Genomic DNA, 22,412 nt, shown 5'->3' on the forward strand with positions numbered 1-22,412 from the left:
CGTCGTGTGATCCATTCACCGGCCCGAACCGCCGCGGGTCTGGTGCGCACCTCCACGACGTACCAGCCACTACGTGCATGCGAACCGCATCGCAGGGGGTTCTATGAGATCCAACCGCGCCAAGGTGCGCGCCGGCGTGAGCATGGCAGCGACGCTGCCCATGATCGCCGGCGCGCTGGCGCTGGGCATACCCACGGCGCACGCCGCGGACGGCCCGGCCCGTGACGCGCTGAAGGGCACCAGGCCCGCTTGGGCCACCGCCAAGGCGGACAAGGGTGCCACCTCGAACGACGCCCAGGTCAAGGCCCGGGTATATCTGGCGGGACGGGACGCGGCCGGTCTGTCGGCCTACGCCAAGGCCGTGTCCGACCCGAACTCGCCGCTGTACGGCAAGTTCCTGAGCGCCAAGAAGGCGCAGGCCCGCTTCGGGGCCACCAAGGCCCAGGTGGCCGCCGTCAAGTCCTGGCTGAAGTCGGCCGGCCTGACGGTCACCGAGGTCACCTCGCACTACGTCGCCGTCTCCGGTGACGTGGCCGCCGCCGAGAAGGCGTTCGGCACCCAGTTCCACAACTTCGCCAAGGGCTCGAAGACCTACCGTGCCCCGGCGACGACCGCGTCCGCGCCGGCCGGCCTGCAGGGTGCCGTCCTGACCGTCACGGGTCTCGACAACGCCCCGCACAAGGCGCACCACAAGGACCAGCTTCCGCCGCCGGACGCCGTGTTCAAGAACTCCGGGCCGTTCTCCTCGTACTACGGCTCGAAGATCGCGAGCACGCTGCCGGACGCGTACGGCCAGAAGGTCCCGTACGCGATCAAGGGCTACACCGGCAAGCAGCTGCGCTCCGCCTACGGCGCCGGCGGCTACACCGGCAAGCACGTGCGCATCGCCATCACCGACGCGTACGCCTCGCCGACCATCGCCTTCGACGCGGGCAAGTACGCGGTGAAGAACGGTGACGCGGCCTGGAAGACCGGCCAGCTCCACCAGGTGCTGCCGAAGAACTACACCAAGACCGAGGAGTGCGGCGCGGCCGGCTGGTACGGCGAGGAGACCCTCGACGTCGAGGCCGTGCACGCGGTCGCCCCGGCCGCCGACGTCACGTACGTGGGCGCCGCGTCCTGCTACGACGACGACCTGCTGGACTCGCTCAGCAAGATCGTCGACGGTCACCTGGCCGACATCGTCTCCAACTCGTGGGGCGACATCGAGGCCAACCAGACGCCGGACCTCCTGGCCGCCTACGACCAGGTGTTCCAGCTCGGCGCGGTGCAGGGCATCGGCTTCTACTTCTCCTCCGGTGACAACGGCGACGAGGTCGCCAACACCGGTGTGAAGCAGGTCGACACCCCCGCCAACTCCTCCTGGGTGACCGCGGTCGGCGGTACCTCGCTGGCCGTCGGCAAGGGCGACAAGTACCAGTGGGAGACCGGCTGGGGCACCGAGAAGGCGACCCTGTCGGCCGACGGCAAGAGCTGGACGAACTTCCCCGGCGCGTACACCTCGGGCGCGGGCGGCGGCACCAGCAAGACCGTGCCGCAGCCGTACTACCAGAAGAACGTCGTCCCGAAGACGCTCGCCACGGCCAACAACGCCGCCGGCAACCGCGTCGTCCCGGACATCGCGGCCATCGCCGACCCGAACACCGGCTTCCTGGTCGGCCAGACCCAGACCTTCCCCGACGGCACCGAGCGGTACAGCCAGTACCGCATCGGCGGCACCTCGCTGGCCGCTCCGGTGATCGCGGCGGTCCAGGCCCTGGCCCAGGAGGCGCGCGGCGGCAAGGCGCTCGGCTTCGCCAACCCGGCGATCTACGCGAAGTACGGCAAGAACGGTGTCTTCCACGACGTCACGGACAACCCGACGGGCTCCGGCCTGGCGGTCGCCCGGATCGACTTCGTGAACGGATTCGACGCCGCCGACGGCCTCGCGACCTCGGTCCGCAGCCTCGGCAAGGACAGCTCGCTGTCCGCGGTGAAGGGTTACGACGACGTCACCGGCGTGGGTTCGCCCGCGAACGGCTACGTCCAGTCGTACCGGCGTCACTGATCCGCTGACCCGGTAGGAGGGGCGTGGGGTGCGTGCACCCCACGCCCCTCCGTCGTCCGCGGGCACGGCACGCACCCCCGCACCCCCCATCGTGTCGCTCTGACGATTACACTGGGCGCGTGCCTCCGTTGAACTTCTGGTCGATCTATCAGCATGGCTTCGCACGGGTTGCCGCGTGCACGGGTCACACCGTCATCGCGGACCCGCACGCCAACGCCGAAGCGGTCCTGCGCCACGCGCGCCGGTGCGCCGAGGAGGGCGTCGCCGTGGCCGTCTTCCCGGAGATGGCGCTGTGCGGCTATTCCATCGAGGACCTGCTCCTCCAGGACGTGCTGCTGGACCAGGTCGAGGAGGCGCTCCAGGAGGTGGTGGCCGGGTCGGCGGACCTGCTGCCGGTCCTGGTCGTCGGCGCCCCGCTGCGCCACCGCAACCGCGTCTACAACTGCGCGGTCGTCGTGCACCGCGGCCGGATCCTCGGTGCCGTGCCCAAGTCGTACCCGCCGAACTACCGGGAGTTCTACGAGCGCCGGCAGATCGGCGACGGCGCCGACGAGCGCGGCGGGTCGCTCCGGCTCGACGGCGAGAGCGTGCCGTTCGGCGTGGACCTGCTGTTCGCGGCCGGGGACGTGCCCGGTCTGGTGCTGCACGCCGAGATCTGCGAGGACATGTGGGTGCCGGTGCCGCCCAGCGCGGAGGCCGCCCTCGCCGGCGCGACCGTCCTCGTCAACCTCTCGGGCAGCCCGATCACGGTGGGCCGGGCGGAAGACCGCAAGCTGCTGTGCCGCTCGGCGTCCTCCCGCTGCCTGGCCGCGTACGTCTACGCGGCGGCCGGTCTCGGCGAGTCGACCACCGACCTGTCCTGGGACGGCCAGGCGATGGTCTACGAGAACGGCGCGCTGCTGGCCGAGACCGAGCGGTTCCCGCTCGGCGACAGCTACGCGGTGGCCGACGTGGACCTCGACCTGCTGCGGCAGGAGCGGCAGCGGATGGGGACGTTCGACGACAACCGCCGTACGCACAAGGCGCGCACCGACGACTTCCGGACCGTCGCCTTCGAACTCGACCCGCCCCTCACCGACCTGGGCCTGCGCCGCCGCCTCGAACGTCTCCCGTTCGTCCCGGCCGACGCCGACCGCCTCGCCCAGGACTGCTACGAGGCGTACAACATCCAGGTCGAGGGCCTCCAGCAGCGGCTGGGGGCGATCGGCGGCCCCAAGGTGGTCATCGGGGTGTCCGGCGGCCTGGACTCCACGCACGCCCTGATCGTCGCCGCCCGCGCGATGGACCGCGCGGGCCGCCCGCGCAGCGACATCCTGGCCTGGACCCTGCCCGGCTTCGCCACCAGCGACCACACCAAGGACAACGCGCACAAGCTGATGGAGTCGCTCGGGGTCACCGCCGCCGAGCTGGACATCACACCGACCGCGCGGCTGATGCTGCAGGAGATGGGCCACCCGTTCGCCTCCGGGGAGCCGGTGTACGACGTCACCTTCGAGAACGTGCAGGCGGGTCTGCGCACGGACTACCTGTTCCGGCTGGCCAACCAGCGCGGCGGCATCGTGCTCGGCACCGGTGACCTCTCGGAGCTGGCGCTCGGCTGGTCGACGTACGGCGTCGGCGACCAGATGAGCCACTACAACGTCAACTCCGGTGTGCCGAAGACGCTGATCCAGCATCTGATCCGCTGGGTCATCAGCAGCGACCAGTTCGGCGAGGAGACCGGCCGGACGCTCGCCGCGATCCTCGACACCGAGATCAGCCCGGAACTGGTCCCGGGCGAGGAGATGCAGTCGACGGAGTCGAAGATCGGCCCGTACGCGCTGCACGACTTCACGCTCTTCCACGTGCTGCGCTACGGCTTCCGGCCCTCGAAGATCGCCTTCCTGGCCTGGCACGCCTGGCACGACCCGGACGCCGGCGACTGGCCGCCGAACTTTCCCGAGGCCAAGCGGGTGGCGTACGACCTGCCGGAGATCCGCCGCTGGCTGGAGGTCTTCTGCCGTCGCTTCTTCGGGTTCGCGCAGTTCAAGCGCTCGGCCATGCCGAACGGCCCGAAGGTCTCGGCCGGCGGCTCCCTCTCCCCGCGCGGCGACTGGCGCGCCCCGTCCGACGGCAACGCGCGCGCCTGGCTGCGGGACCTGGCCCGCTTCGACGACCCTACGACTTGAGCGCGTCGACGAAGGGAGCCCAGGCGGCCGCGCCGATGAGGAGGGCGGGGCCGTCCGGGCGCTTGGAGTCTCGGACGGGGATGAGGCCGGGGATGTTGGGGGCGACTTCGACGCAGTCGCCCCCGTCACCGTTGCTGTAGCTGCTCTTGCACCAGAGAGCGTCACTCAAGTCGGTGCGGTTGCTCGCCATTTCGGTAATCCTCTGCCGCTGCCTCGATGATGGCCAGGGACGTGTCTGGTGACAACGCGACGGCCCTGAGCCGATCGTATGCCTTGCGGTACTGCTTCACGAGAGCCGGATCATCGATGGTGTCACCGCTGTAAGACGCCTCCGTGTAGATCAACGGTGGGGCATCGGAAAACGTCATGACCTTGATGGATGCCGCCATGAGGGGATGCGGGCCGCACTTCCGCGGAACAATCTGCGGAGTGATCCGACGCCGCTTGGCCAGCTCCACCACTCGCTCCAACTGTGCACCCATCCCTTCCGGCGACACGATGGCGTCGGTCAGCAGCGACTCATGCAGGATCGCCCAGTACTCCGGGACGGAATGGTCGTCCTCGAAGAGGCGCGCGCGGTCGAGCCGTGCTTGCACCTTCTCCTCGACCCATTCATCGGAAGCGGCCGGATGGGCGGACCTGACCAGGGCCCGCGCGTACGGAGCAGTCTGAAGCAGCCCGGGCAAGGTACTGGGAGACCATTCCTCGATGGACTCCGCGTGCTTCTCCGCCTCCAGAACTCGCTCGAAGTAGGCGGCGTGCGGCCCCCGCCGCGCCCTCCGCACATCCTCACAGTGCCGCTCGAAGTAGCCGTCGGTGCCCAGCACTCGGTCCACGTGCCGGGCCAGATCCATCGGCATGCGCCGCTTGCCGTGTTCGATGTCGCTGAGGTGCGACTTGCCGTAGAAGCTGCCCTCGACCAACCGCTCCAGCGAGAGTCCTGCGGCCTCCCGCTGCCACCTCAGCTCCTTGCCGTAGAAGTCGGGGACGCTGACCGAACCGTCGATGTCCTTGCGTCGGACCACGTGCTCACCGCCGTAACTCACTTCGCCGTTTCCGCCGCTCGCGTCGCGGACGCGAACTCTCTTCCACGGTAGCGAGGCGGGCGACACTCTGTGAGGTGTTCGTAACTCACCGCACAGAAGGCCGAAGCCCCCCATGCCCGACCACTCCCCCACCGCCTACGACGTCACGCTCTGCGTGGAGAACCTGCGCACCGCCCTCGCCCTGCACGACATCACGCTGCCCTCGCTCCGGGCGGACCTGCCGAGCCTCGCCGGTACGTACACGCCGCCCGCCGGGCTCGTCGCGCTCGGGAACTGCAACACGGCCACGGCCCAGGCGCTCGCCGCCGCCCTGCGCAGGACGGCGGCGGAGGGATGACCTTCGAACTCGACCTGCTCGCCACCCCCAAGGCCGTACCGGAGCTGCGCCACCGCCTGAGCGCCCTCGACTACGAAGTGCGCCTGTGCGCGACGGAGTTACTGACCAACGTCATCGACCACCTCGGCGACGGCACCCCGGTCACGGTCCGGGTGACCGGCACCCCCCACGGCCACACCCGCGTCGAGGTCACCGACCCCGACGCGCGCGCCCTCCCCGTCCTCCTGTCGGCCACCGACACCGCCGAGTCCGGCCGCGGCCTGACCCTGATCGACGCCCTCGCCGAGCGCTGGGGCGTCGACCAGGGCCCGGAGCACAAGACGGTCTGGTGCGAGCTGCCCGCGGGAGGGCACCGGCTCGGAGCGCCGGTCGCGGAAAACGCCGTGCGGCCGGACGGGCGAGCGAGGACACTTGCGCGGTGAATCAGGTGCACGAGATCGCGAAGCTGCTCGACGGCGTGCTGGGCCGAGATGCCGTCGGCACCTACCTCCACGGTTCCGCGGTGCTCGGCGGCCTCAGGCCGGCCAGCGACGTGGACGTACTGGCCGTGTCACGGCGGTCGCTGGGCGAGCGGGAGCGGCTCGAACTCCTCGGTGGGCTGCTCCGGCTCTCCGGGTCCCGGAACAAGGCTCGTCCGGTCGAGCTGACCGTGGTCGTCCAGTCCGAGGTCCGGCCGTGGCGGTACGCACCGACCTGCGATTTCCTGTACGGCGAGTGGCTGCGCGCCGAGTACGACGCCGGGCAGGTCCCCCAGCCGGAGCCGATGCCGGACCTGGCCCTGTCGATCAGCATGACGCTGGCCGGCGACCACCCGCTCACAGGGCCCCGTCCGGCACGGGTTCTGGCCCCCGTCCCGCACGCAGACCTGGTCCGGGCGAGTCTGGCGGGCATCCCCGGCCTGATCGACAACATGGCGGGTGACACCCGCAACGTCCTGCTGACCTTCGCCCGCATCTGGACCACGATGGCCACGGGAAGGATCGCGTCGAAGGACGAGGCCGCCGACTGGGCTCTGGCCCGTCTCCCGCCCGAGCACCGCCCCGTCCTCGCGCACGCCAGGCACCTGTACCTCGACTGCCGGTATTCCGAGGAGAGGTGGAGCGAGGAGTTGCGGGCACAGGTCCGTGCGCATGCGGACCTCGTGCTCGCCGAGATCGACCGGCTGCGCACCCGTACCCCGTGAGAACCGCATCGTTCCCGGAACTGTGGCCTCCACCACGGCGAATATGGTCATGTACCTGGTGAGATCACCGGATGCTCGGTCTACTCCTGCGCGTGCTGCCCTTCTGGGTCCGCGAACCCCTGCTCATCGTGGTCGGATCCGTCTTCGGCCTGCGCATCATGTACCTCGCCGTCCGCGACACCGACCGGGTCGCGGCCGCCATCGGAGCGGTGTTCCTCGTGTTCACGGCGATACGCGTCCACACGGTGGCCCGGGCACTTCGCGCGCGCCGGAACCGGGGTCAGCGTTCGGTGTCCGCCGCCGGCGGTGTGGTCACCGGTACCGCCGCCCCGGTCCCGGTCCCGGTGCCGGCCGGGGCCTCGACCACGACCCCGGCTCCGACTCCCGTCCAGACCCCGGCCCCGGTGCCGACCCCAACTCCGCTCCCGGCCCCGGCCGGAGGCCGTCCCGAAGCCGGTGACGGGGCCGGACCGCGTCCCGGCCCGGGCAAGCCGGAGAAGGACCACAACGCGTGGGGCCAGGCCGTCGCGGCCCTCGCCGTGTTCGGGGCGCTCGCGGCCGCGGTGTGGTGGGGTGACCGCCTGCTGCCGGCCGACGCCGACACGGCGCAGCCCGCATCCTGTTCGGACACGGAACACGAGAAACTGCCGAAGGCGTACGCGAACACGCCCCGCGCCGTGACCGGTGACGACCTGTGCAAGGCCCTCAACCGTCCTGACCTGGCCCGCCTCCTGGGAACCCCCGAGGAGATGGCGGAGTCGGCTTCCGGCAGCAGCGGCACCGCGCTCCTGAGCGACGGGAAGGTCGCCGAGCCGGACGCCCAGATCACGTTCGACACGTACACCGTGAAGCTCTCGGCCACCTACGGCACGATGTCGACCGCCCAGTACGTCAGGCTGATCGACATGGCGGGTGACAGGATCGCGAGCGACATGAAGACGGCCCAGGTGCTCGGCAGGCCCGCGGTCTTCTCCTCGGAGCACACCATGAAGTTCGAGATCAACCTCGGCGGTGACCAGAAGGGCGTGCCGTCCCAGCAGGGTCCGCTGGCCAGGACGCTGTCCGTGGCCCTCGACCGCAAGGACAAGGGCGGCTACTACGACCTCACCGTGTGGAGCGAGACCGGCGCCCTGCCCAACGACGAAGCTCTCCTCGACATCGCCGAGAAGGTCCTCCCGAAGATCCCCGAACGAAGCGCCCACTGAGCCGGTTCGCCGCCTCGGCAGCGTCGGACGGTCCCGGCCGCCCGGTCGGACTCGCTGCGCAGAACCGGACTCCACACCTCGATGCCACGCAGGGGCCTGCCCGGCGGTTCCCGTCGGGCAGGCCCCTGCGCCCAGGTGGGGCTCAGCGCTTGAGCGTGAAGGTGAAGTCGCCGGAGAGCCTGCCGCTCAGCCGGACGGCCGAGACGAGCTTCCCGCCCACGACCAGCCTCTCGACCTCGGCCCGCGAAAGACCGCAGCCCTCGGCGATCAGCCGCACCGGCCGGACCGGGATCCGGGCCGCGAAGCGGACCGAGACGTCGATCACCTCGCGGTCCAGGTGGTCCGAACCGCCGGTGTCGAGCCGCCAGGCGCCGTCCCAGTCGAGGGCGATGCGATTGCGTCGCCGCAGGACGGGATCCTGAAGCAACTCGGCAGCCAGACCGGGGTCGTTGTCGTGCGCCCGGTCCAGCAGGTCGGACCGTACGGAGCGCACGTTCGCCCGCTCCAGGACCGTTATCTTCGTCGTCTCCCCGCAGGCGGTGCAGAGCGCGAGGAGCCAGACGTCGATGAGCTTGTGGTTCGCGTTGACCCGGAACTTGCCGCTCGTCCGGAAGCGTTCGGACGCACAGCCGTGGCAGCGCCGGAGAACCAGGGGCAGGCAGGTGGGCATGACCACCCAGCGATTGAGCACAGAAGTACACCGTCTTCAGTGAGAAATCCGCAGCAAAAAGCAGCGCGGCGCAAAGGCGCGACGCGCGACCAATCAGCACTCGGGGTGTCTCACACGGTGTACAACGGCACGTCCTTACCCAGACGACTGGACCCGGCAGCACGCTAGTGAAGACCAGGGGTACCGCTCCACTGGTTTTCGAACGCCGCACTGCACCGGCACCGGTTTCCGGGGTCGAACATCGGCCATCTCCGATCAGCCCTCGCACCTCACCGGTCGACTGTGTCCACAGCCAGGACACACAATGAACACAGGTACTTCACGACAGGCGGGCGGTGGCTCATCCCCTCCGATGGGCTGACCAGCGGAAAGATTCGCGCCACGACTCTTCTCCGCCGGAAAGTGAACACCTGTACGGGACTGTCCGGATGTGCCTAAGGTGTCGCCGCGCACCAGCGGGACCTGACCAGTCCCCGCTCGCGCACACCATCACCAGCGACCGGGGGAACGTCGTCGCTCACGGGGGAGGGTTCGCGTCGCCGTGCCGTCAGTACGGCCGTCCATGCGCGAAATCCCAGCCAGGTATCGCCATACCTGAGCCTTCCTCAGGGGCCTGTGCGCCCAATGGCGCCCGGCTCCACGGCCGACCGCTCGTCTCGTGCCCCTGAAGAAGAAAGGGCTGCTCCTTTGCGCGCCAAATTACCCGGGTTTCTCATGCCAAGACCCGGACGATCGGGGCTGATCGCCCGGATCATCCTCCTGGTGACCGCCGCCGCGGTCATCGCCGGCCTCACCGTCCGGCCAGACCTCGCCGGCCTCACGGACCGGGACGACTCGGCCCCGGTCGGGGACTCGTACGACGGCTACGACACCAAAGCGGCCGAACGGCTGCGCGGAGACCAGTGCGTCGCCGTCGACGCCCTGCGCAAGGGCGGACCCAGCATGTTCGCCCTCGCGCAGAACTCCGTGGGGCTGCCGCCCGACCAGCTCCACCAGAAGCTCGACCGGGACCTCTACGACACCGGCAACCCGCTGCATCAGGCGTACGACGCCGACGAGGCCGGCAGCGACCAGTGGGTCAAGAAGGTGGACGCGCAGAAGCAGGCATGGTACGGCCCCGTCAGCGGTCTGGACTCCTACCCCGGCGCACCGCAGGGACAGGACAAGATCTTCGACCAGGTCGGACTGCTTCCGTGGCTGTACCAGTCGTACTTCAAGTCGATCGACCTGTTCTCCCCCTTCTACGAGCCGTCGCCCACCACCGACGACCGTACGAAGGCCGCCGCGCTCGCGATAGGCGACCCGCTGTACACCACTGGCGGAACGCCGGCCGAGCAGCAGGCATGGGCGCTGTGGAAGAAGAACTCCGGCAAGATCGAGCCCAACCAGCTTTTCGTACCGAGGGTGTTCGCCGACGACGCCCGCATCTTCCTGTCCTCGGGCGGTTTCGCCCGCACGGCCCCGGAGCCGGACACGCCGGAGTTCCGCGTCGCGGTCGAGGACCTGAAGGCCAGGTTCGCCTCATGCGCGTGGCACGACCCGATCGACCCCAACCGGGTCCTCGGCAAGGAGGTGGCACAGGCGTCCGCCGAATGGCAGCAGGAGATCGCGTCGCAGGCCACGCAGCGGCAGCAGATCCTCGCCGCCGGCGCCACCAGCACGAAGGCCTTGCAGGAGGGTGCCTTCGCCCTGGGCAAGATACTGGGTCAGTCGTGGATCGCCGACTACGCCACCCGCTGGCTGGACTACTACACCGAGGGCGGCATCAGCTGGATCCGTGACGGCCGGCTGGAGATCCAGGTACCGGGCGCGGCGGGCAAGTGCCTGGACGTGCAGGGCGGGAAGAAGGACAACGGGACGCCGGTCCAGGTCTACACCTGCAACGGCGGAGCCTCCCAGCAGTGGCAGCTGATGGGCTCCTATCCCGGCGGCTACACCCTGGTCAATCCGAACTCCTTCAAATGCCTCGAGGTGCTGAACGGCAACAGCGCCGACGGCACGAAGATCCAGATCCGGGATTGCGGCAGCAACAAGGCCCAGCAGTGGAAGTTCGGCGTGCGCAGCGCCGGGCCGCTGACGAACGCGGCGACCGGCAAGTGCCTGCACCTGCCGACGTTCGACAACAGCAAGGACGCCGTGCTGTCGACGTGCAACGGCTCCACCGCGCAGAAGTTCAAGATCGTCCCCAAGACCCACACCGGCACCGCCGCGACGAAGGCCGACGTGGACAAGGCCAAGGCGGCCGTCACGGGCGCGCAGACGGAGGCGAAGAAGCAGCTCGCCGTCGTGAAGGCGCAGTTGGCGTCCGCGCAGAAGGCCGCGACCGCGTCGGACACGGCGATCCAGACCGCCTACGGCATCGCGGACGCCAACGGCGCGCCGCGGGGCCGTGGTCTGCTGGTCGGTCAGCAGAAGGACCAGGTGACCAAGGGTTCGGTCGCCGCGCTGCAGGCGCTGGTGAAGGCCGGTGAGACCGCCGAGGCCGCCACTCGTGCCTCCGCCGGTGACAGCGGGACCATCGCGCAGCGCGCGCTGGCTCAGGCCGCTCAGTCGAAGGCGGAGTTCCGCAAGGAGGCCGCGAAGGCCGCCGAGTGGCAGGCGAAGGCCGCCGCCGACGCGGCGAAGATCCACCGCGACAACGCCAAGAAGGACAAGGAGACGGCCGAGGCCAAGCTGGCGGTCGCGGTGAAGGCGGAGGACGACGCCAAGGCGGCCGCCGCCGACGCCCACGCCAAGCGGCTCGCCGCCGAGGCCGAGGAGAAGACCGCCAAGGCGGAGAAGGAGAACGCCGCCGCCAAGCGCGCCGAGGCCGCTGACCACCGCAAGAACGCCGAGACGCAGGCGACGAAGGCGAAGGACGCCAAGGACAGGGCCGAGACCGCCGAGAAGAGCGCCGAAGGCAAGCGCGACGACGCGGTCGAGGCGAGCGGCCACGCCAAGGACCTGCGCGACGACGCCTGGGACGCCGAGCAGAAGGCCGACGCCGCCCGCGCGAAGGCCGACGCCAAGGACGCCTACGCCGACTCCCTGGACTCCGGGGACGCCGCGGACGCGGCCCGCGCAGCGGCCGACGACGCCGACAAGGCCGCCGACGACGCCGAGGCCGCCGCGACGAAGGCACGCTCCGAGGCCGACGCCGCCACCAAGGCGGCAGCCGACGCCGACGCCGCGGCCACCCGCGCCGAAGCGGCCGCCAAGCGGGCCCGTTCCGACGCCGACGCCGCCCAGGCGGACAAGCTGAAGGCGGACGCGGCCGTCAGGACCGCGACCAGCGCGGTGGCCGACGCCATCAAGGCCTCCCAGGACGCCGCCACCGAGGCGAAGACCGCGGTCAAGCTCGCCGACGAGGCCGAACAGCACGCCAAGGACGCCAAGACCCAGGCCGACGGCGCCGACAAGGAGGCCGGCAAAGCGGTCGCCGCGTCCGCCAGGGCCGCCGGATTCGCCCACGTCACCGCGCAGGCCGCCGTGGACGCCGGCAAGGCGGCACAGCAGGTCACCCGGCCCGCCAACGACGCCGTCCAGCTCGGCTCCCCCTACGTCGACTCCGACTCGGCCGCCGGACTGGTCGTCCTGACCGGGCAGGCGTCGAAGACCATCGCCGACCAGCAGCAGGCCGTCGCCGACGCGCACGCCAGGAACGCGCAGCAGGAGGCCGCCGCCGCCAAGGACACCGCCGACCAGGCCAAGGGCGACGCCAAGGAGGCCTACCAGCACGCGGCGAACGCGGCCCAGTACGCGTCCGACGCCCGCACCTACTCGAAGGAGGCCCTCGGCTACGCCGCCGGCGCCGCCAAGGCCGCGGCAGCCGCCTCCGCATCCCTGGCCCGCACCGTCGCGTACGACAAGCAGGCGGCGGAGGACGCCGCGGCAGCCGACAAGGCGGCAGGAAAGGCCGAGGGCTACGCCAAGGACGCCCGCGACTCCGCCGACGCCGCCGAACTCGACGCCGCGGCGGCCCGCTCCGCTGCCGCCCAGGCCGAACAGGCCGCGAAGGACGCCCGGACAGCGGCCGACCGCGCCGACGCGGCGGCGACCGAGGCCGAAGAGGCGGCGAAGGACGCCGCCAAGTACGCGACGGAAGCTCAAAACGCGGCCGACCGCACCGAACGGGCAAGGAACAGCAAGCGGATTTCCGACGGCGGGATCTCCGGAATCGGCAGCGTGTTCTGGGACGAGAAGATCGAACCGATCGGGAAGCCGGAGGTCCTCGACAAGAAAAACTGCGAGCCGTTTCACGTCGGAAACTGCATCATTACCGCGAAGATCCACTTCAATGTGAAGCTGGATATCTATCTGTGCACGTTGGAAGAACTTCCGATGACCGGTTGCCCGGCATGGGAAACGCTCTTTCTGAACACGCAGATCATCCCGGATCAGTACAACACCGTCGAGCGCACCATTTCGATGGTCGAGTTCAACGAGAGCATCGACCCCGTGGAAATCGTCCTGCACGATTTCATCGGGTGCGGCGAGAAGTTGACGGGCAATGGCGGCAGTTGGGGCGACTGCGCCTGGGCGACATTCGACATAGCCTCCCTCTTTGCGGGTAAGGCCATCAAGGCTGTCGCCGACGCCATTAAAGCCGTTGACGCCGCATTGCGCACGGGAATCGGGATCGAAGATGCCTTTCGGGCACTCAGAACCCTGGACAAGGTAAATCCCGCCACGCTCGCCAATATCTCTCGCACAGTTGAGGCGTACCAGCAGGACATCCAGGTCGCCTGCGAGGCAGCCACCATGCCGCGGGTTGCATCTGGCGCTGCAACGCGCTCATGGGTTGCGGCAGCCTCAGGACCCCCGTGTAGATTCTGGAAGTTGACCGACTTCCAAGGTCAGCGCGTATACCAACGGGACGACCTGATCAAGCCGGACTACGTTTCACCCGACGATCCTTACGGTCGGACCAACCTGAAGCGGATGCAGCAGGGGTTTGCTCCAATGGGCACGGGCAGGACTGCAAGCGGCGGGAAGGACAAGCCTCTGAATCTCCATCACATGCTTCAGACACAGGACGGGCCCATTGCCGAGGTGACAGATGCCATGCACTTCGACAACTACGGCAAACTGCACTGGAAGTCGGGCACAAAGATTCCCAGCGGGATCGATCGACCCGAGTTCGAAAGATGGAAGAAGGAATATTGGAAGAGCAGAGCGAAGGATTTCGAATGACGAACGGCCTGCAGGCAGCCGAGCAGGTGATCGGCCTCGTGCGTGCGAGCGAGGACCTGGCTCATCATGGTGACGGCTGCACCCCCGAGGTGATCGCACGCGCGGAGGCCGAGATGGGGCTCGCCTTCCCTCCCTCGTATCGGCGCCTGATCGAGGAGTTCGGCACGTGGGAGGTGCCGCCCGTCGAGTTCCCTGGTGTGTTCCAAACGCCCGCCAGAGGGGAAGAGCTCCTGGGTTCGTCCGCGTACACGATTGAGGACCGGGCTCAGCTCGGCCTACCGCACCACTTCCTGGTCGTCATGCACGACGACGTCCTCGGGGTCGTCGTGCTCGACACCTCTCGGCCGGACCAGGACGGTGAGTATCCGGTGTTCGCGTGGAACCCGGGCGTTCCGGAGGGCGGGGGGATTGAGAAGATCGCGGACAATTTCGGGGCGTTCGCACTCGATGAGTGCCGTCGGAACCTGAGCTGAGTTCCGGCAGGTCGGTACAGGCAAGGGTCCGTACGCCGTGCGTACGGACCCTTGCCTGCCAGGAGGCGGAGCCGCTGGCTCAGCGGTGCAGCACCCCCGCCTGCTCAGGCACGTGCGTGGCAACCACGCGGCCCTCGTGGGTGACCTCCCGGCGCCGGTCCACCGCGTACGCCGCGCCCGCCACGCCCAGGCCCAGGACCGCCAGCGCCGCACCCGCCAGTGCCGGTGAGGTCACGCCGAAGCCCGCCGCCAGGGCGAGGCCGCCGATCCAGGCGCCGCCGGCGTTGGCCAGGTTGAAGGCCGCCTGGTTGGCGGAGGAGGCGAGGGAGGGGGCCGCCGTGGCCTTCTCCATGACCATGAGCTGGAGGGGGGAGCCGGTGATGAACGCCGCCGTGCCCAGCAGCGTCACCGCCAGGGCCGCGCTCCACTCCGCCCGCATGAGGAGCGGGAACAGCAGCAGCACCGCCGCCAGCGAGACCAGGCCGCCGAAGAGGGTGCCGCGCAGGGAGTGGTCCGCGAGGCGGCCGCCGAGGAGGTTGCCGGCCGTCGCGCCGACGCCGAACAGGGCCAGCAGCAGCGTCACGCGGGTCTCGGCGAAGCCCGCCGCGTCCGTCAGCATCGGGGTGATGTAGCTGTAGGCGGCGAAGAGGGCGCCGAAGCCCGCCACCGTCGTGCCCAGGGCCAGCCACACCGGCACCGACCGCAGCGCCGCCAGCTCGCCGCGCAGGCCGGTCGCGGGGGCGGCGGCCCGGTCGTGCGGGATCAGCAGGGCCAGCGAGGCGATCGCCGCCAGGCCGATCGCGCTCACGCCGAGGAAGGTGGCCCGCCAGCCGAGGTGCTGGCCCATCAGCGTGGCGGCGGGGACGCCCGCGACGTTGGCGACGGTCAGGCCGAGGAACATCAGGGACACCGAGCGGGCCTTGCGCTCCGGAGCGGCCAGGTTCGTGGCCACCACCGCGCCGACGCCGAAGAACGCGCCGTGCGGCAGGCCGCTGAGGAAGCGGGCGGCGAGCAGGGAGTCGTTGCCGGGGGCGAGGGCGGAGAGCGCGTTGCCCACCACGAAGAGGCCCATCAGGGCGATGAGGACCGTGCGCCGGGACATGCGCGCGGTCACGGCGGCCAGCAGCGGCGCGCCGATGACCACACCCAGCGCGTACGCCGAGACCAGGTGGCCCGCGGCGGGGATGGAGATGTGCAGGTCGTTCGCGACGTCGGGGAGCAGCCCCATCATCACGAACTCGGTCGTGCCGATACCGAAAGCGCCGACGGCCAGTGCGAGCAGGGCCAGGGGCATGAAGAGCCTGTGCCTTTCGAAGGGAGAGCGGAGTTCCTCTGCAGCGTATGTTCTCGTGCGGAACAAAGTCTCCCGGGCCCGGTATTCCAGCGGGTTACGCGGACGTGTCGAGCTTCACACGGGCGGCGATCGGCAGGTGGTCGCTGTCGGTGCGCGGCAGGGTCCAGGAGCTCTCCGGCTGGACCCCCTTGACCAGGATCTGGTCGATCCGCGCCATCGGGAAGGACGCCGGCCAGCTGAACCCGAAGCCGCTGCCCGCCGCGCCCTGGGTGGAGCGCACCTGGGAGGTGACGGCGTTCAGCGCGCGGTCGTTCATGGTGCCGTTGAGGTCGCCGAGCACCACCACCCGCTTCAGCGGCTCGTCGGCGATGGCCTCGCCGAGCGCGTCGGCGCTCTTGTCCCGCTGGCGCGCGGTGAAACCGGCCTCCACCTTGACCCGCACCGACGGGAGGTGGGCGACGTAGACGGCGACCGGGCCCTCGGGGGTCGCCACCGTGGCGTGCATCGCGCGCTTCCAGCCGAGCTTGATGTCGACGGCCTCGACGCCGGTCATCGGGTACTTGCTCCACAGCCCGACCGTGCCGACGACCGCGTGGTACTTGTACGTCGCCGCCAGCGCCTTCTCGTACACCGGGACGGCCGGGGCGGGCAGCTCCTCCAGGGCCAGCAGGTCCGCGCCGGAGGAGGCGACGTCCCGGGCGGTCGCCGCCGGATCGGGGTTGTCGGCGTTGACGTTGTGGGTGGCCACCATGAGGTCGCCGCCCTCGCCCGCCTTGTCGAAGACGAGGCCGCCGAAGAGGTTCAGCCACACGATCGCCGGCAGCAGCACCGCGATCAGGGCCGTCGCGGACCTGCGGACCAGGCCGAGGACCAGCAGCACCGGGATGGCCAGCCCCAGCCAGGGCAGGAAGGTCTCGGTGAGGCTGCCGAGGTTGCCCAGCCGGTTGGGGACGCGCGAGTGCACCACCATGACCAGGGCGAGCAGGAGGGCGAGGGCGGCGAGCACCACGCCCCGCCGCCAGACGCGTGGGTCGCCGCGCCAGCCGGTGACGAGGCGGTGCGCGAGGCGCCGAAGCCGGGATCCGGGTCGCTCGGGCCCCGAGCCGCCGTTGTCCGTCTCCGTCATGTACGCCTGCTGCGCCATACCGTCTGCCTCACTGCCTGCCGTGCACGCCGTCGTTCCCCCGCGCTTCTCACGACCCTAGGGGATGATCGGCTCGTTCCCGCCGTCCCATGACGGCCGTACGGAAGACGAGGACGAACGAGGCGGCGCCCGAGGTTCCGGTTACCCCCCGGACGGGTGGGCTCTGTGACGAAACGCGCACATTAGACCGGCGGAACCGCGGGGCTGACGGGGCGTAGGCCCTCCAGGACCGTGTCCACGATCCGCTCGGACAGCCCTTCGGGCAGGTCGGCTTCGGGGCGCATGACGGAGCGGACCAGCATGGGGCCGGCGAACATGTCGTTGGCCAGCTCCAGGTCGATGTCCGGCCGGAGTTCGCCGCTCTCCTGCCCGCGCCGCAGCACGTCCATGACCAGTACGCGCCGGGGCGCTATGACGCTCGCGTGGTACGCGGCCCAGATCTTGGGGCTGGACTTCATCTGCGCGTACACGTTGTGCAGGATCGCCGAGGAGCGGCTGACGAGGCCGCGCCGGCGCAGCGCCTCCACCAGGACGACGAGGTCGTCGCGCATGGAGGTGCCGGGGAGTTCGGGGTCGGGGGGTTCGGCGGCGCGGATGACGTCGACGAACAGTTCCTCCTTGCCGCTCCAGCGGCGGTAGATCGTGGCCTTGCCGACCCCGGCCGTGCGCGCGACGCGCTCGATGGAGAGTTCGGCGAGGGGAACGCCCTCCTCCAGGAGCTTCATCACTCCCTCGAGGATGGCGCGTTCCACGGCCTCACTGCGCGGGCGGCCCCGTACGGGTCCGTCCGGTCGCGGCCGGCTGTCGGCAAGACTCACGTCGTCCGTCCTTCCACTGTGCTGCGGGAATTGTCCCGCAGCCGCCTCCTTCCCCCGTGGAACCGCTGTCCCTGTCGTGCCCGGTCAGTCCGCGGCCGCCACCAACTCCGGCTCCCGCTCGCCCTGCTGACCGGCCTGCGGCCTGCCCGGCAGGAACAGGGCCACCACCACGGCGCCGACGAGCGCGACACCCGTACCGCACAGGGCGGTGACGTGCATGGCGTGCAGGAAGGCGTCGTTGGCCGGCGTGACCAGGGCCTGTCCGCGCGGGCCGAGCTTCTCGGCGATGCCCAGGGTGGCCTCGATCGACTCGCCGGCCGTGTCCCGCAGGGCGGGGGGCAGCATGTTGAGCTTGCCCTCGACGCCGTTGCGGTACGCGGTGGAGAGCACCGAGCCGAGGACGGCGATGCCGAGGGCGCCGCCGACCTGGCGGAAGGTGTTGCTGAGCGCGGAGGCGGAGCCGGCCTTCTCGCGGGGCAGGGCCTGCATGATGACGACCGAGGTCGGCGTCATGATGTGCGCCATGCCGGTGCCCATGAGGAAGAAGACGACCTCCAGCAGCCAGATCGGCGTGTCGGTCTCGAAGGTGGCGAACGCGGCCAGGGTCGCCGCGATCAGCACCAGCCCGGCGGTGGTGGTGGCCTTGTTGCCGAACCGGTCGACGACCAGCCGGGCCCGCGGCGCGAAGATCATCTGCGCGGCGGCCAGCGGCAGCATCATCACGCCGGACTCCAGCGGCGAGTAGCCGCGCACGCTCTGCATGTAGAAGACCGAGAAGAACGTGACGCCCATCAGCGCGAAGAAGACCAGCGCGATGGCGGCCATGGCCGCCGAGAAGACCTTGTTCTTGAAGTAGGTGACGTCCAGCGACGGGTGGTCGCTGCGCTTCTCGAAGATCACGAAGCCGGCGAGCACGGCGAGACCGGCGACGATCGTCGCCAGCACCTTGGCGTCGGTGAAGTCGGCCAGCTCGCCGCCCTTGATGATGCCGTAGACGAGCAGCACCAGGCCGACGACGGACAGGACCACGCCGACCGGGTCGAGACGGCCGGGCTTCGGGTCGCGGGAGTCGGGCACCAGCCACACCATCAGGACGACCGCGAGGATCACGATCGGCACGTTGATGAGGAACACCGAGCCCCACCAGAAGTGGTCGAGCAGCGCGCCGCCGGTGATCGGGCCGATGGCGATGCCGAGACCGACGCCGCCGGCCCAGATGCCGATGGCCTTGGGCTGCTCCTCGCGCTCGAAGACGTTCATCAGCACGGCCAGCGTCGCCGGCATCACGAAGGCGGCGCCGAGGGCCATCACCGCGCGGTAGGCGATGAGCTCGTTCGGGGAGCCGGACTCGGCGGCCAGGGCCGAGCCGATGCCGAAGACGATGATGCCGCCGAGCAGCACCTTCTTGCGGCCCAGCCGGTCACCGATGAGGCCCGCGGTGAACAGCAGGCCCGCGAAGACCAGGGTGTAGCTGTTGATCGCCCACTCGATCTCGCTCTGGGTGGCGCCGATGCCGGTGGGCGCCGGGGTCGAGATGGTCTTGATGGCGACGTTCAGGATGGAGTTGTCGAGCACCACGATGAGCAGGCTCAGCATCAGCACGCCGAGGATCGCCCAGCGGCGGCGGTGCACCGCTTCCGGTATCCGGGAGGCAGGGACGGAAGTTGTCATGTGTCCGAGCCTAGGGCCATTCCAATACGGAACCGTCTCGTATCTTATTTTTTTACCTAGACCTTAAGCACCGGAGTCTTCCGTTCCGTCCGGACGGCGCTTTTCGGAGGGATCACAGGGGGTCCCCTGGCCCTCGGCGGCACCAAGTGCCACCATGGAGGCGATCCGGGGACGCCGTCAGGGCGCCTCGAGATGACCGAAGGAGCCGTTGTCATGACGCAGCTTTCGGCTGCCCACACCAAGCCTTCCGACGGCAGCAAGGCGCTGTACGGGGGGAAGGGCACCCGCCGCATCACCGTCCGCGACATCGCCCTCGCCAAGGAGCGCGGCGAGAAGTGGCCCATGCTCACCGCCTACGACGCGATGACCGCGTCCGTGTTCGACGAGGCCGGCATCCCGGTGATGCTCGTCGGCGACTCGGCGGGCAACTGTCACCTCGGGTACGAGACCACCGTGCCCGTCACCCTCGACGAGATGGCCGTGCTGTCGGCGGCCGTCGTACGCGGCACCCAGCGCGCCCTGATCGTCGCCGACCTGCCGTTCGGCTCCTACCAGGAGGGTCCGGTGCAGGCGCTGCGCTCGGCGACCCGGCTGGTGAAGGAGGCCGGGGTCGGCGCGGTGAAGCTGGAGGGCGGCGAGCGCTCGCACGACCAGATCCGGCTGCTGGTGGAGTCCGGCATCCCGGTCATGGCCCACATCGGGCTGACCCCGCAGTCCGTCAACGCGATGGGCTACCGCGTGCAGGGGCGCGGTGAGGAGGCGGCGGCGCAGCTGCTGCGGGACGCGAAGGCGGTGCAGGACGCGGGCGCGTTCGCGGTCGTCCTGGAGCTGGTCCCGGCCGAGCTGGCGGCCGAGGTGACGCGGGTGCTGCAGATCCCCACCGTCGGCATCGGCGCCGGACCGGAGACGGACGCGCAGGTGCTGGTGTGGACCGACATGCTCGGTCTCACGTCCGGCCGGGTGCCGAAGTTCGTCAAGAAGTACGCGGACCTCCGTGAGGTCATGGGCAACGCGGCGAAGGCGTTCGCCGAGGACGTCGTCGGCGGGACGTTCCCGCTGGAGGAGCACTCCGTCCACTGACGTCCCCGTCCCCCGAGAGCCAGTCCGGCACCAGAGCGGCCCCGTCGATCCCCCCCGTCGACGGGGCCGCCCCTCTTCCCGGCCGGCTCACCCAAGGCAGACGACCCTGCCGCCTTCCGTGATCACGTCCCCGTGTCGGCGGCGTGTCGGTACCCGGGGGCCGGCTGTCGGTGGTTTGTCGGTGGCGGCTGTCACTGTCTTGCCCATGACGCGAATCGATGACGACCCTGCCGGCGGACGCTCCGCCGTGACCGTGCGGGGAGTGGTCAAGCACTACGGCGAGACCAAGGCCCTGGACGGGGTCGACCTGAATGTCCGGCCGGGCACCGTGATGGGGGTCCTCGGGCCGAACGGCGCCGGGAAGACCACCCTGGTACGGATCCTGTCCACCCTGATCACGCCGGACGCCGGAGAGGCCGTCGTGGCCGGCTACGACGTCGTACGGCAGCCCCGGCAGCTGCGGCGGGTGATCGGGCTGACCGGGCAGTACGCCTCCGTGGACGAGAAGCTCCCGGGCTGGGAGAACCTGTACCTGATCGGACGGCTGCTGGACCTGTCCCGCAAGGACGCCCGGGCCCGGGCCGACGAGCTGCTGGAGCGGTTCTCGCTGACGGAGGCCGCGCGGCGGCCCGCGGGGACCTACTCCGGCGGTATGCGGCGGCGGCTGGACCTCGCCGCCTCGATGATCGGCCGGCCCGCCGTGCTCTTCCTGGACGAGCCGACCACCGGCCTGGACCCGCGCACCCGCAACGAGGTGTGGGACGAGGTCAAGGCCATGGTCGGGGACGGGGTCACCGTGCTGCTGACCACCCAGTACATGGAGGAGGCCGAGCAGCTCGCCTCCGAGCTGACCGTCGTGGACCGCGGGAAGGTCATCGCGAGGGGCGGCATCGAGGAGCTGAAGGCCCGGGTCGGCGGGCGCTCGCTGCGGGTGCGGCCGGTGGACCCGCTGCAACTGCGGCCGCTGGCCGACATGCTGGACGAGCTGGGCATCACCGGCCTCGCCGGCACCACCGTCGACGGCGAGACCGGCACGCTGCTGGTGCCGATCCTCAGCGACGAGCAGCTCACCGCGGTGGTCGGCGCGGTCACCGCGCGCGGCATCACCATCTCCTCCATCACCACCGAACTGCCCAGCCTGGACGAGGTGTTCCTCTCCCTCACCGGCCACCGCGCCAGTGCCCCGCAGGACACCACGCCCGCCGACGCCCTCGAGGAGGCCGCCGCATGAGCGCCCACCCGTCTCCCACCGCCACCCTGGACGAGGCGCCCCGCGCCACCCCTCCGCACACCCTGACGAAGCCGGCCCGGCTCGAGGGCGACACCCCGATCCCGGTCCGCGCGCACCTGCGGCACACCGGTGCGCTCATCCGCCGCAACCTGCTGTGGATCCGGCAGGACCCGGAGTCGATGTTCGACGCCATCCTGTTCCCGGTGATCTTCACCCTGTTGTTCGTGTACGTCTTCGGCGGCTCGATCGGCAAGTCCCTGGGCGGCGGTCAGGACCAGTACGTCCAGTACGTCGTGCCGGGCCTGATGGCCATGATGGGCATGAACATGGCCCAGGGGGTGGGCACCGGCTTCAACCAGGACTTCAACTCCGGTGTCATGGACCGGTTCCGGTCCCTGCCCATCGGACGCGGCTCCGTGCTCTTCGCCAAGATCGCGGTGGAGCTGATGCGGATGCTGTTCGCGACCGCGGTGCTGATGCTGGTCGCCTTCCTGGTGGGCTACGACGTCCACCACTGGGGCGGTCTGGTGGCCTCCGTGGGCCTGTCCGTGGTGTTCGGCTCGGCGCTGATGTGGGTGTTCCTCACCCTCGGCGTGGTGATGAAGAACGCGCAGTCCGTGCAGGCGATGGGCTTCCTGGTGCTGATGCCGCTGCAGTTCGGCTCCTCGATCTTCGCGCCGACCGCGTCGATGCCGGGCTGGCTGCGGAGCTTCACCGACTACAACCCGCTCTCCGCGCTGGCCGACACCGCGCGCGGCCTGATGGAGGGCGGCCCGGTGGCGCACGACCTGTGGGTGACCCTGATCTGGTCGGTGGGGCTCACCGCGGTGATGGCCCCGGTCGCCATCCACAAGTTCCGCACCAAGGCCTGAC

The 22,412-nt window shown here is 70.1% G+C and carries 18 protein-coding genes; 11 read left to right on the forward strand and 7 right to left on the reverse strand.

The annotated features are described in order from the left end of the window. Nucleotides 1–103: 103 nt before the first annotated feature. Nucleotides 104–2,047: a S53 family peptidase gene (locus ACWCPN_RS00495; RefSeq protein WP_451201451.1), complete on the forward strand. Its 1,944-nt coding sequence runs from the start codon at nucleotides 104–106 to the stop codon at nucleotides 2,045–2,047. 119 nt (nucleotides 2,048–2,166) lie between these two features. After that, nucleotides 2,167–4,215 (forward strand): NAD(+) synthase, encoded by a 2,049-nt coding sequence (locus tag ACWCPN_RS00500; RefSeq protein WP_451201454.1) that lies wholly within the window; start codon nucleotides 2,167–2,169, stop codon nucleotides 4,213–4,215. Here ACWCPN_RS00500 and ACWCPN_RS00505 read toward each other — a convergent pair. Then, nucleotides 4,205–4,405: a DUF397 domain-containing protein gene (locus tag ACWCPN_RS00505; protein WP_199210307.1), complete on the reverse strand. Its 201-nt coding sequence runs from the start codon at nucleotides 4,403–4,405 to the stop codon at nucleotides 4,205–4,207. The two genes, ACWCPN_RS00500 and ACWCPN_RS00505, sit on opposite strands and share 11 nt — an antisense overlap. Then, complete coding sequence (locus ACWCPN_RS00510) at nucleotides 4,377–5,240, reverse strand: helix-turn-helix domain-containing protein (protein WP_199210308.1); 864 nt, start codon at nucleotides 5,238–5,240, stop codon at nucleotides 4,377–4,379. Before ACWCPN_RS00510 ends, ACWCPN_RS00505 begins: the two co-directional genes overlap by 29 nt. Before the next feature lie 133 nt (nucleotides 5,241–5,373). Here ACWCPN_RS00510 and ACWCPN_RS00515 point away from each other — a divergent pair, with 133 nt between their 5' ends. The 4 genes from ACWCPN_RS00515 (at nucleotide 5,374) to ACWCPN_RS00530 (ending at nucleotide 7,986) form a co-directional block, all read left to right on the forward strand. Then, complete coding sequence (locus tag ACWCPN_RS00515; RefSeq protein ID WP_451201456.1) at nucleotides 5,374–5,598, forward strand: hypothetical protein; 225 nt, start codon at nucleotides 5,374–5,376, stop codon at nucleotides 5,596–5,598. Further along, nucleotides 5,595–6,020 (forward strand): ATP-binding protein, encoded by a 426-nt coding sequence (locus ACWCPN_RS00520; protein ID WP_451201457.1) that lies wholly within the window; start codon nucleotides 5,595–5,597, stop codon nucleotides 6,018–6,020. The genes ACWCPN_RS00515 and ACWCPN_RS00520 overlap by 4 nt, the downstream gene beginning before the upstream one ends. Then, nucleotides 6,017–6,781, forward strand: a complete 765-nt coding sequence (locus ACWCPN_RS00525; protein WP_451201459.1) for an aminoglycoside adenylyltransferase domain-containing protein — start codon at nucleotides 6,017–6,019, stop codon at nucleotides 6,779–6,781. Before ACWCPN_RS00520 ends, ACWCPN_RS00525 begins: the two co-directional genes overlap by 4 nt. A gap of 71 nt (nucleotides 6,782–6,852) precedes the next feature. Then, a complete protein-coding gene (locus ACWCPN_RS00530; RefSeq protein ID WP_451201461.1) occupies nucleotides 6,853–7,986 on the forward strand; it encodes a DUF6215 domain-containing protein in 1,134 nt (377 codons plus the stop codon). Nucleotides 7,987–8,128: 142 nt separating this feature from the next. Here ACWCPN_RS00530 and ACWCPN_RS00535 read toward each other — a convergent pair whose 3' ends face one another. Further along, nucleotides 8,129–8,677, reverse strand: a complete 549-nt coding sequence (locus ACWCPN_RS00535) for a DUF1062 domain-containing protein (RefSeq protein ID WP_451201463.1) — start codon at nucleotides 8,675–8,677, stop codon at nucleotides 8,129–8,131. A 693-nt stretch (nucleotides 8,678–9,370) separates the two neighbouring features. Between ACWCPN_RS00535 and ACWCPN_RS00540 the strand changes: the two genes are divergently transcribed. Both ACWCPN_RS00540 and ACWCPN_RS00545 read left to right on the forward strand, forming a co-directional pair. After that, a complete protein-coding gene (locus ACWCPN_RS00540) occupies nucleotides 9,371–13,828 on the forward strand; it encodes a ricin-type beta-trefoil lectin domain protein (RefSeq protein ID WP_451201465.1) in 4,458 nt (1,485 codons plus the stop codon). Next, nucleotides 13,825–14,301 (forward strand): SMI1/KNR4 family protein, encoded by a 477-nt coding sequence (locus tag ACWCPN_RS00545; RefSeq protein WP_451201466.1) that lies wholly within the window; start codon nucleotides 13,825–13,827, stop codon nucleotides 14,299–14,301. The genes ACWCPN_RS00540 and ACWCPN_RS00545 overlap by 4 nt, the downstream gene beginning before the upstream one ends. 79 nt (nucleotides 14,302–14,380) lie before the next feature. Here the strand turns inward: ACWCPN_RS00545 and ACWCPN_RS00550 are convergent, their stop codons facing one another. From ACWCPN_RS00550 to ACWCPN_RS00565, 4 genes are all read right to left on the reverse strand, one after another. Next, nucleotides 14,381–15,595 (reverse strand): MFS transporter, encoded by a 1,215-nt coding sequence (locus ACWCPN_RS00550; RefSeq protein WP_451201468.1) that lies wholly within the window; start codon nucleotides 15,593–15,595, stop codon nucleotides 14,381–14,383. Between the two features lie 94 nt (nucleotides 15,596–15,689). Further along, complete coding sequence (locus ACWCPN_RS00555; RefSeq protein WP_451201469.1) at nucleotides 15,690–16,739, reverse strand: endonuclease/exonuclease/phosphatase family protein; 1,050 nt, start codon at nucleotides 16,737–16,739, stop codon at nucleotides 15,690–15,692. A 182-nt stretch (nucleotides 16,740–16,921) separates the two neighbouring features. Beyond that, complete coding sequence (locus tag ACWCPN_RS00560; protein WP_451201470.1) at nucleotides 16,922–17,557, reverse strand: TetR/AcrR family transcriptional regulator; 636 nt, start codon at nucleotides 17,555–17,557, stop codon at nucleotides 16,922–16,924. An 84-nt stretch (nucleotides 17,558–17,641) separates the two neighbouring features. Then, entirely contained in the window at nucleotides 17,642–19,228 is a 1,587-nt protein-coding gene (locus ACWCPN_RS00565) for an MFS transporter (protein ID WP_451201472.1), read from the reverse strand. 213 nt (nucleotides 19,229–19,441) lie between these two features. Between ACWCPN_RS00565 and panB the strand changes: the two genes are divergently transcribed. From panB to ACWCPN_RS00580, 3 genes are all read left to right on the forward strand, one after another. Next, on the forward strand, nucleotides 19,442–20,308 hold the full coding sequence (panB, locus tag ACWCPN_RS00570; protein ID WP_199210313.1) for a 3-methyl-2-oxobutanoate hydroxymethyltransferase: 867 nt from the start codon (nucleotides 19,442–19,444) through the stop codon (nucleotides 20,306–20,308). A 205-nt stretch (nucleotides 20,309–20,513) separates the two neighbouring features. Further along, the gene (locus ACWCPN_RS00575; protein ID WP_451201474.1) at nucleotides 20,514–21,539 is read left to right on the forward strand and encodes an ATP-binding cassette domain-containing protein; all 1,026 of its coding nucleotides are present in this window, start codon (nucleotides 20,514–20,516) and stop codon (nucleotides 21,537–21,539) included. Then, a complete protein-coding gene (locus ACWCPN_RS00580) occupies nucleotides 21,536–22,411 on the forward strand; it encodes an ABC transporter permease (protein ID WP_451201475.1) in 876 nt (291 codons plus the stop codon). The genes ACWCPN_RS00575 and ACWCPN_RS00580 overlap by 4 nt, the downstream gene beginning before the upstream one ends. The last annotated feature ends 1 nt before the right edge of the window (nucleotide 22,412 follow it).

Source organism: Streptomyces sp. NPDC002386, assembly GCF_053593175.1.

Bases quoted from the DNA above. Each gene is read 5' to 3' on its own strand.
- ACWCPN_RS00495 (WP_451201451.1), top strand. From the start codon at position 104: ATGAGATCCAACCGCGCCAAGGTGCGCGCCGGCGTGAGCATGGCAGCG.
- ACWCPN_RS00505 (WP_199210307.1), bottom strand. From the start codon at position 4,405: ATGGCGAGCAACCGCACCGACTTGAGTGACGCTCTCTGGTGCAAGAGC.
- ACWCPN_RS00515 (WP_451201456.1), top strand. From the start codon at position 5,374: ATGCCCGACCACTCCCCCACCGCCTACGACGTCACGCTCTGCGTGGAG.
- ACWCPN_RS00520 (WP_451201457.1), top strand. From the start codon at position 5,595: ATGACCTTCGAACTCGACCTGCTCGCCACCCCCAAGGCCGTACCGGAG.
- ACWCPN_RS00530 (WP_451201461.1), top strand. From the start codon at position 6,853: ATGCTCGGTCTACTCCTGCGCGTGCTGCCCTTCTGGGTCCGCGAACCC.
- ACWCPN_RS00540 (WP_451201465.1), top strand. From the start codon at position 9,371: ATGCCAAGACCCGGACGATCGGGGCTGATCGCCCGGATCATCCTCCTG.
- ACWCPN_RS00545 (WP_451201466.1), top strand. From the start codon at position 13,825: ATGACGAACGGCCTGCAGGCAGCCGAGCAGGTGATCGGCCTCGTGCGT.
- ACWCPN_RS00550 (WP_451201468.1), bottom strand. From the start codon at position 15,595: ATGCCCCTGGCCCTGCTCGCACTGGCCGTCGGCGCTTTCGGTATCGGC.
- ACWCPN_RS00555 (WP_451201469.1), bottom strand. From the start codon at position 16,739: ATGGCGCAGCAGGCGTACATGACGGAGACGGACAACGGCGGCTCGGGG.
- ACWCPN_RS00565 (WP_451201472.1), bottom strand. From the start codon at position 19,228: ATGACAACTTCCGTCCCTGCCTCCCGGATACCGGAAGCGGTGCACCGC.
- panB (WP_199210313.1), top strand. From the start codon at position 19,442: ATGACGCAGCTTTCGGCTGCCCACACCAAGCCTTCCGACGGCAGCAAG.
- ACWCPN_RS00575 (WP_451201474.1), top strand. From the start codon at position 20,514: ATGACGCGAATCGATGACGACCCTGCCGGCGGACGCTCCGCCGTGACC.
- ACWCPN_RS00580 (WP_451201475.1), top strand. From the start codon at position 21,536: ATGAGCGCCCACCCGTCTCCCACCGCCACCCTGGACGAGGCGCCCCGC.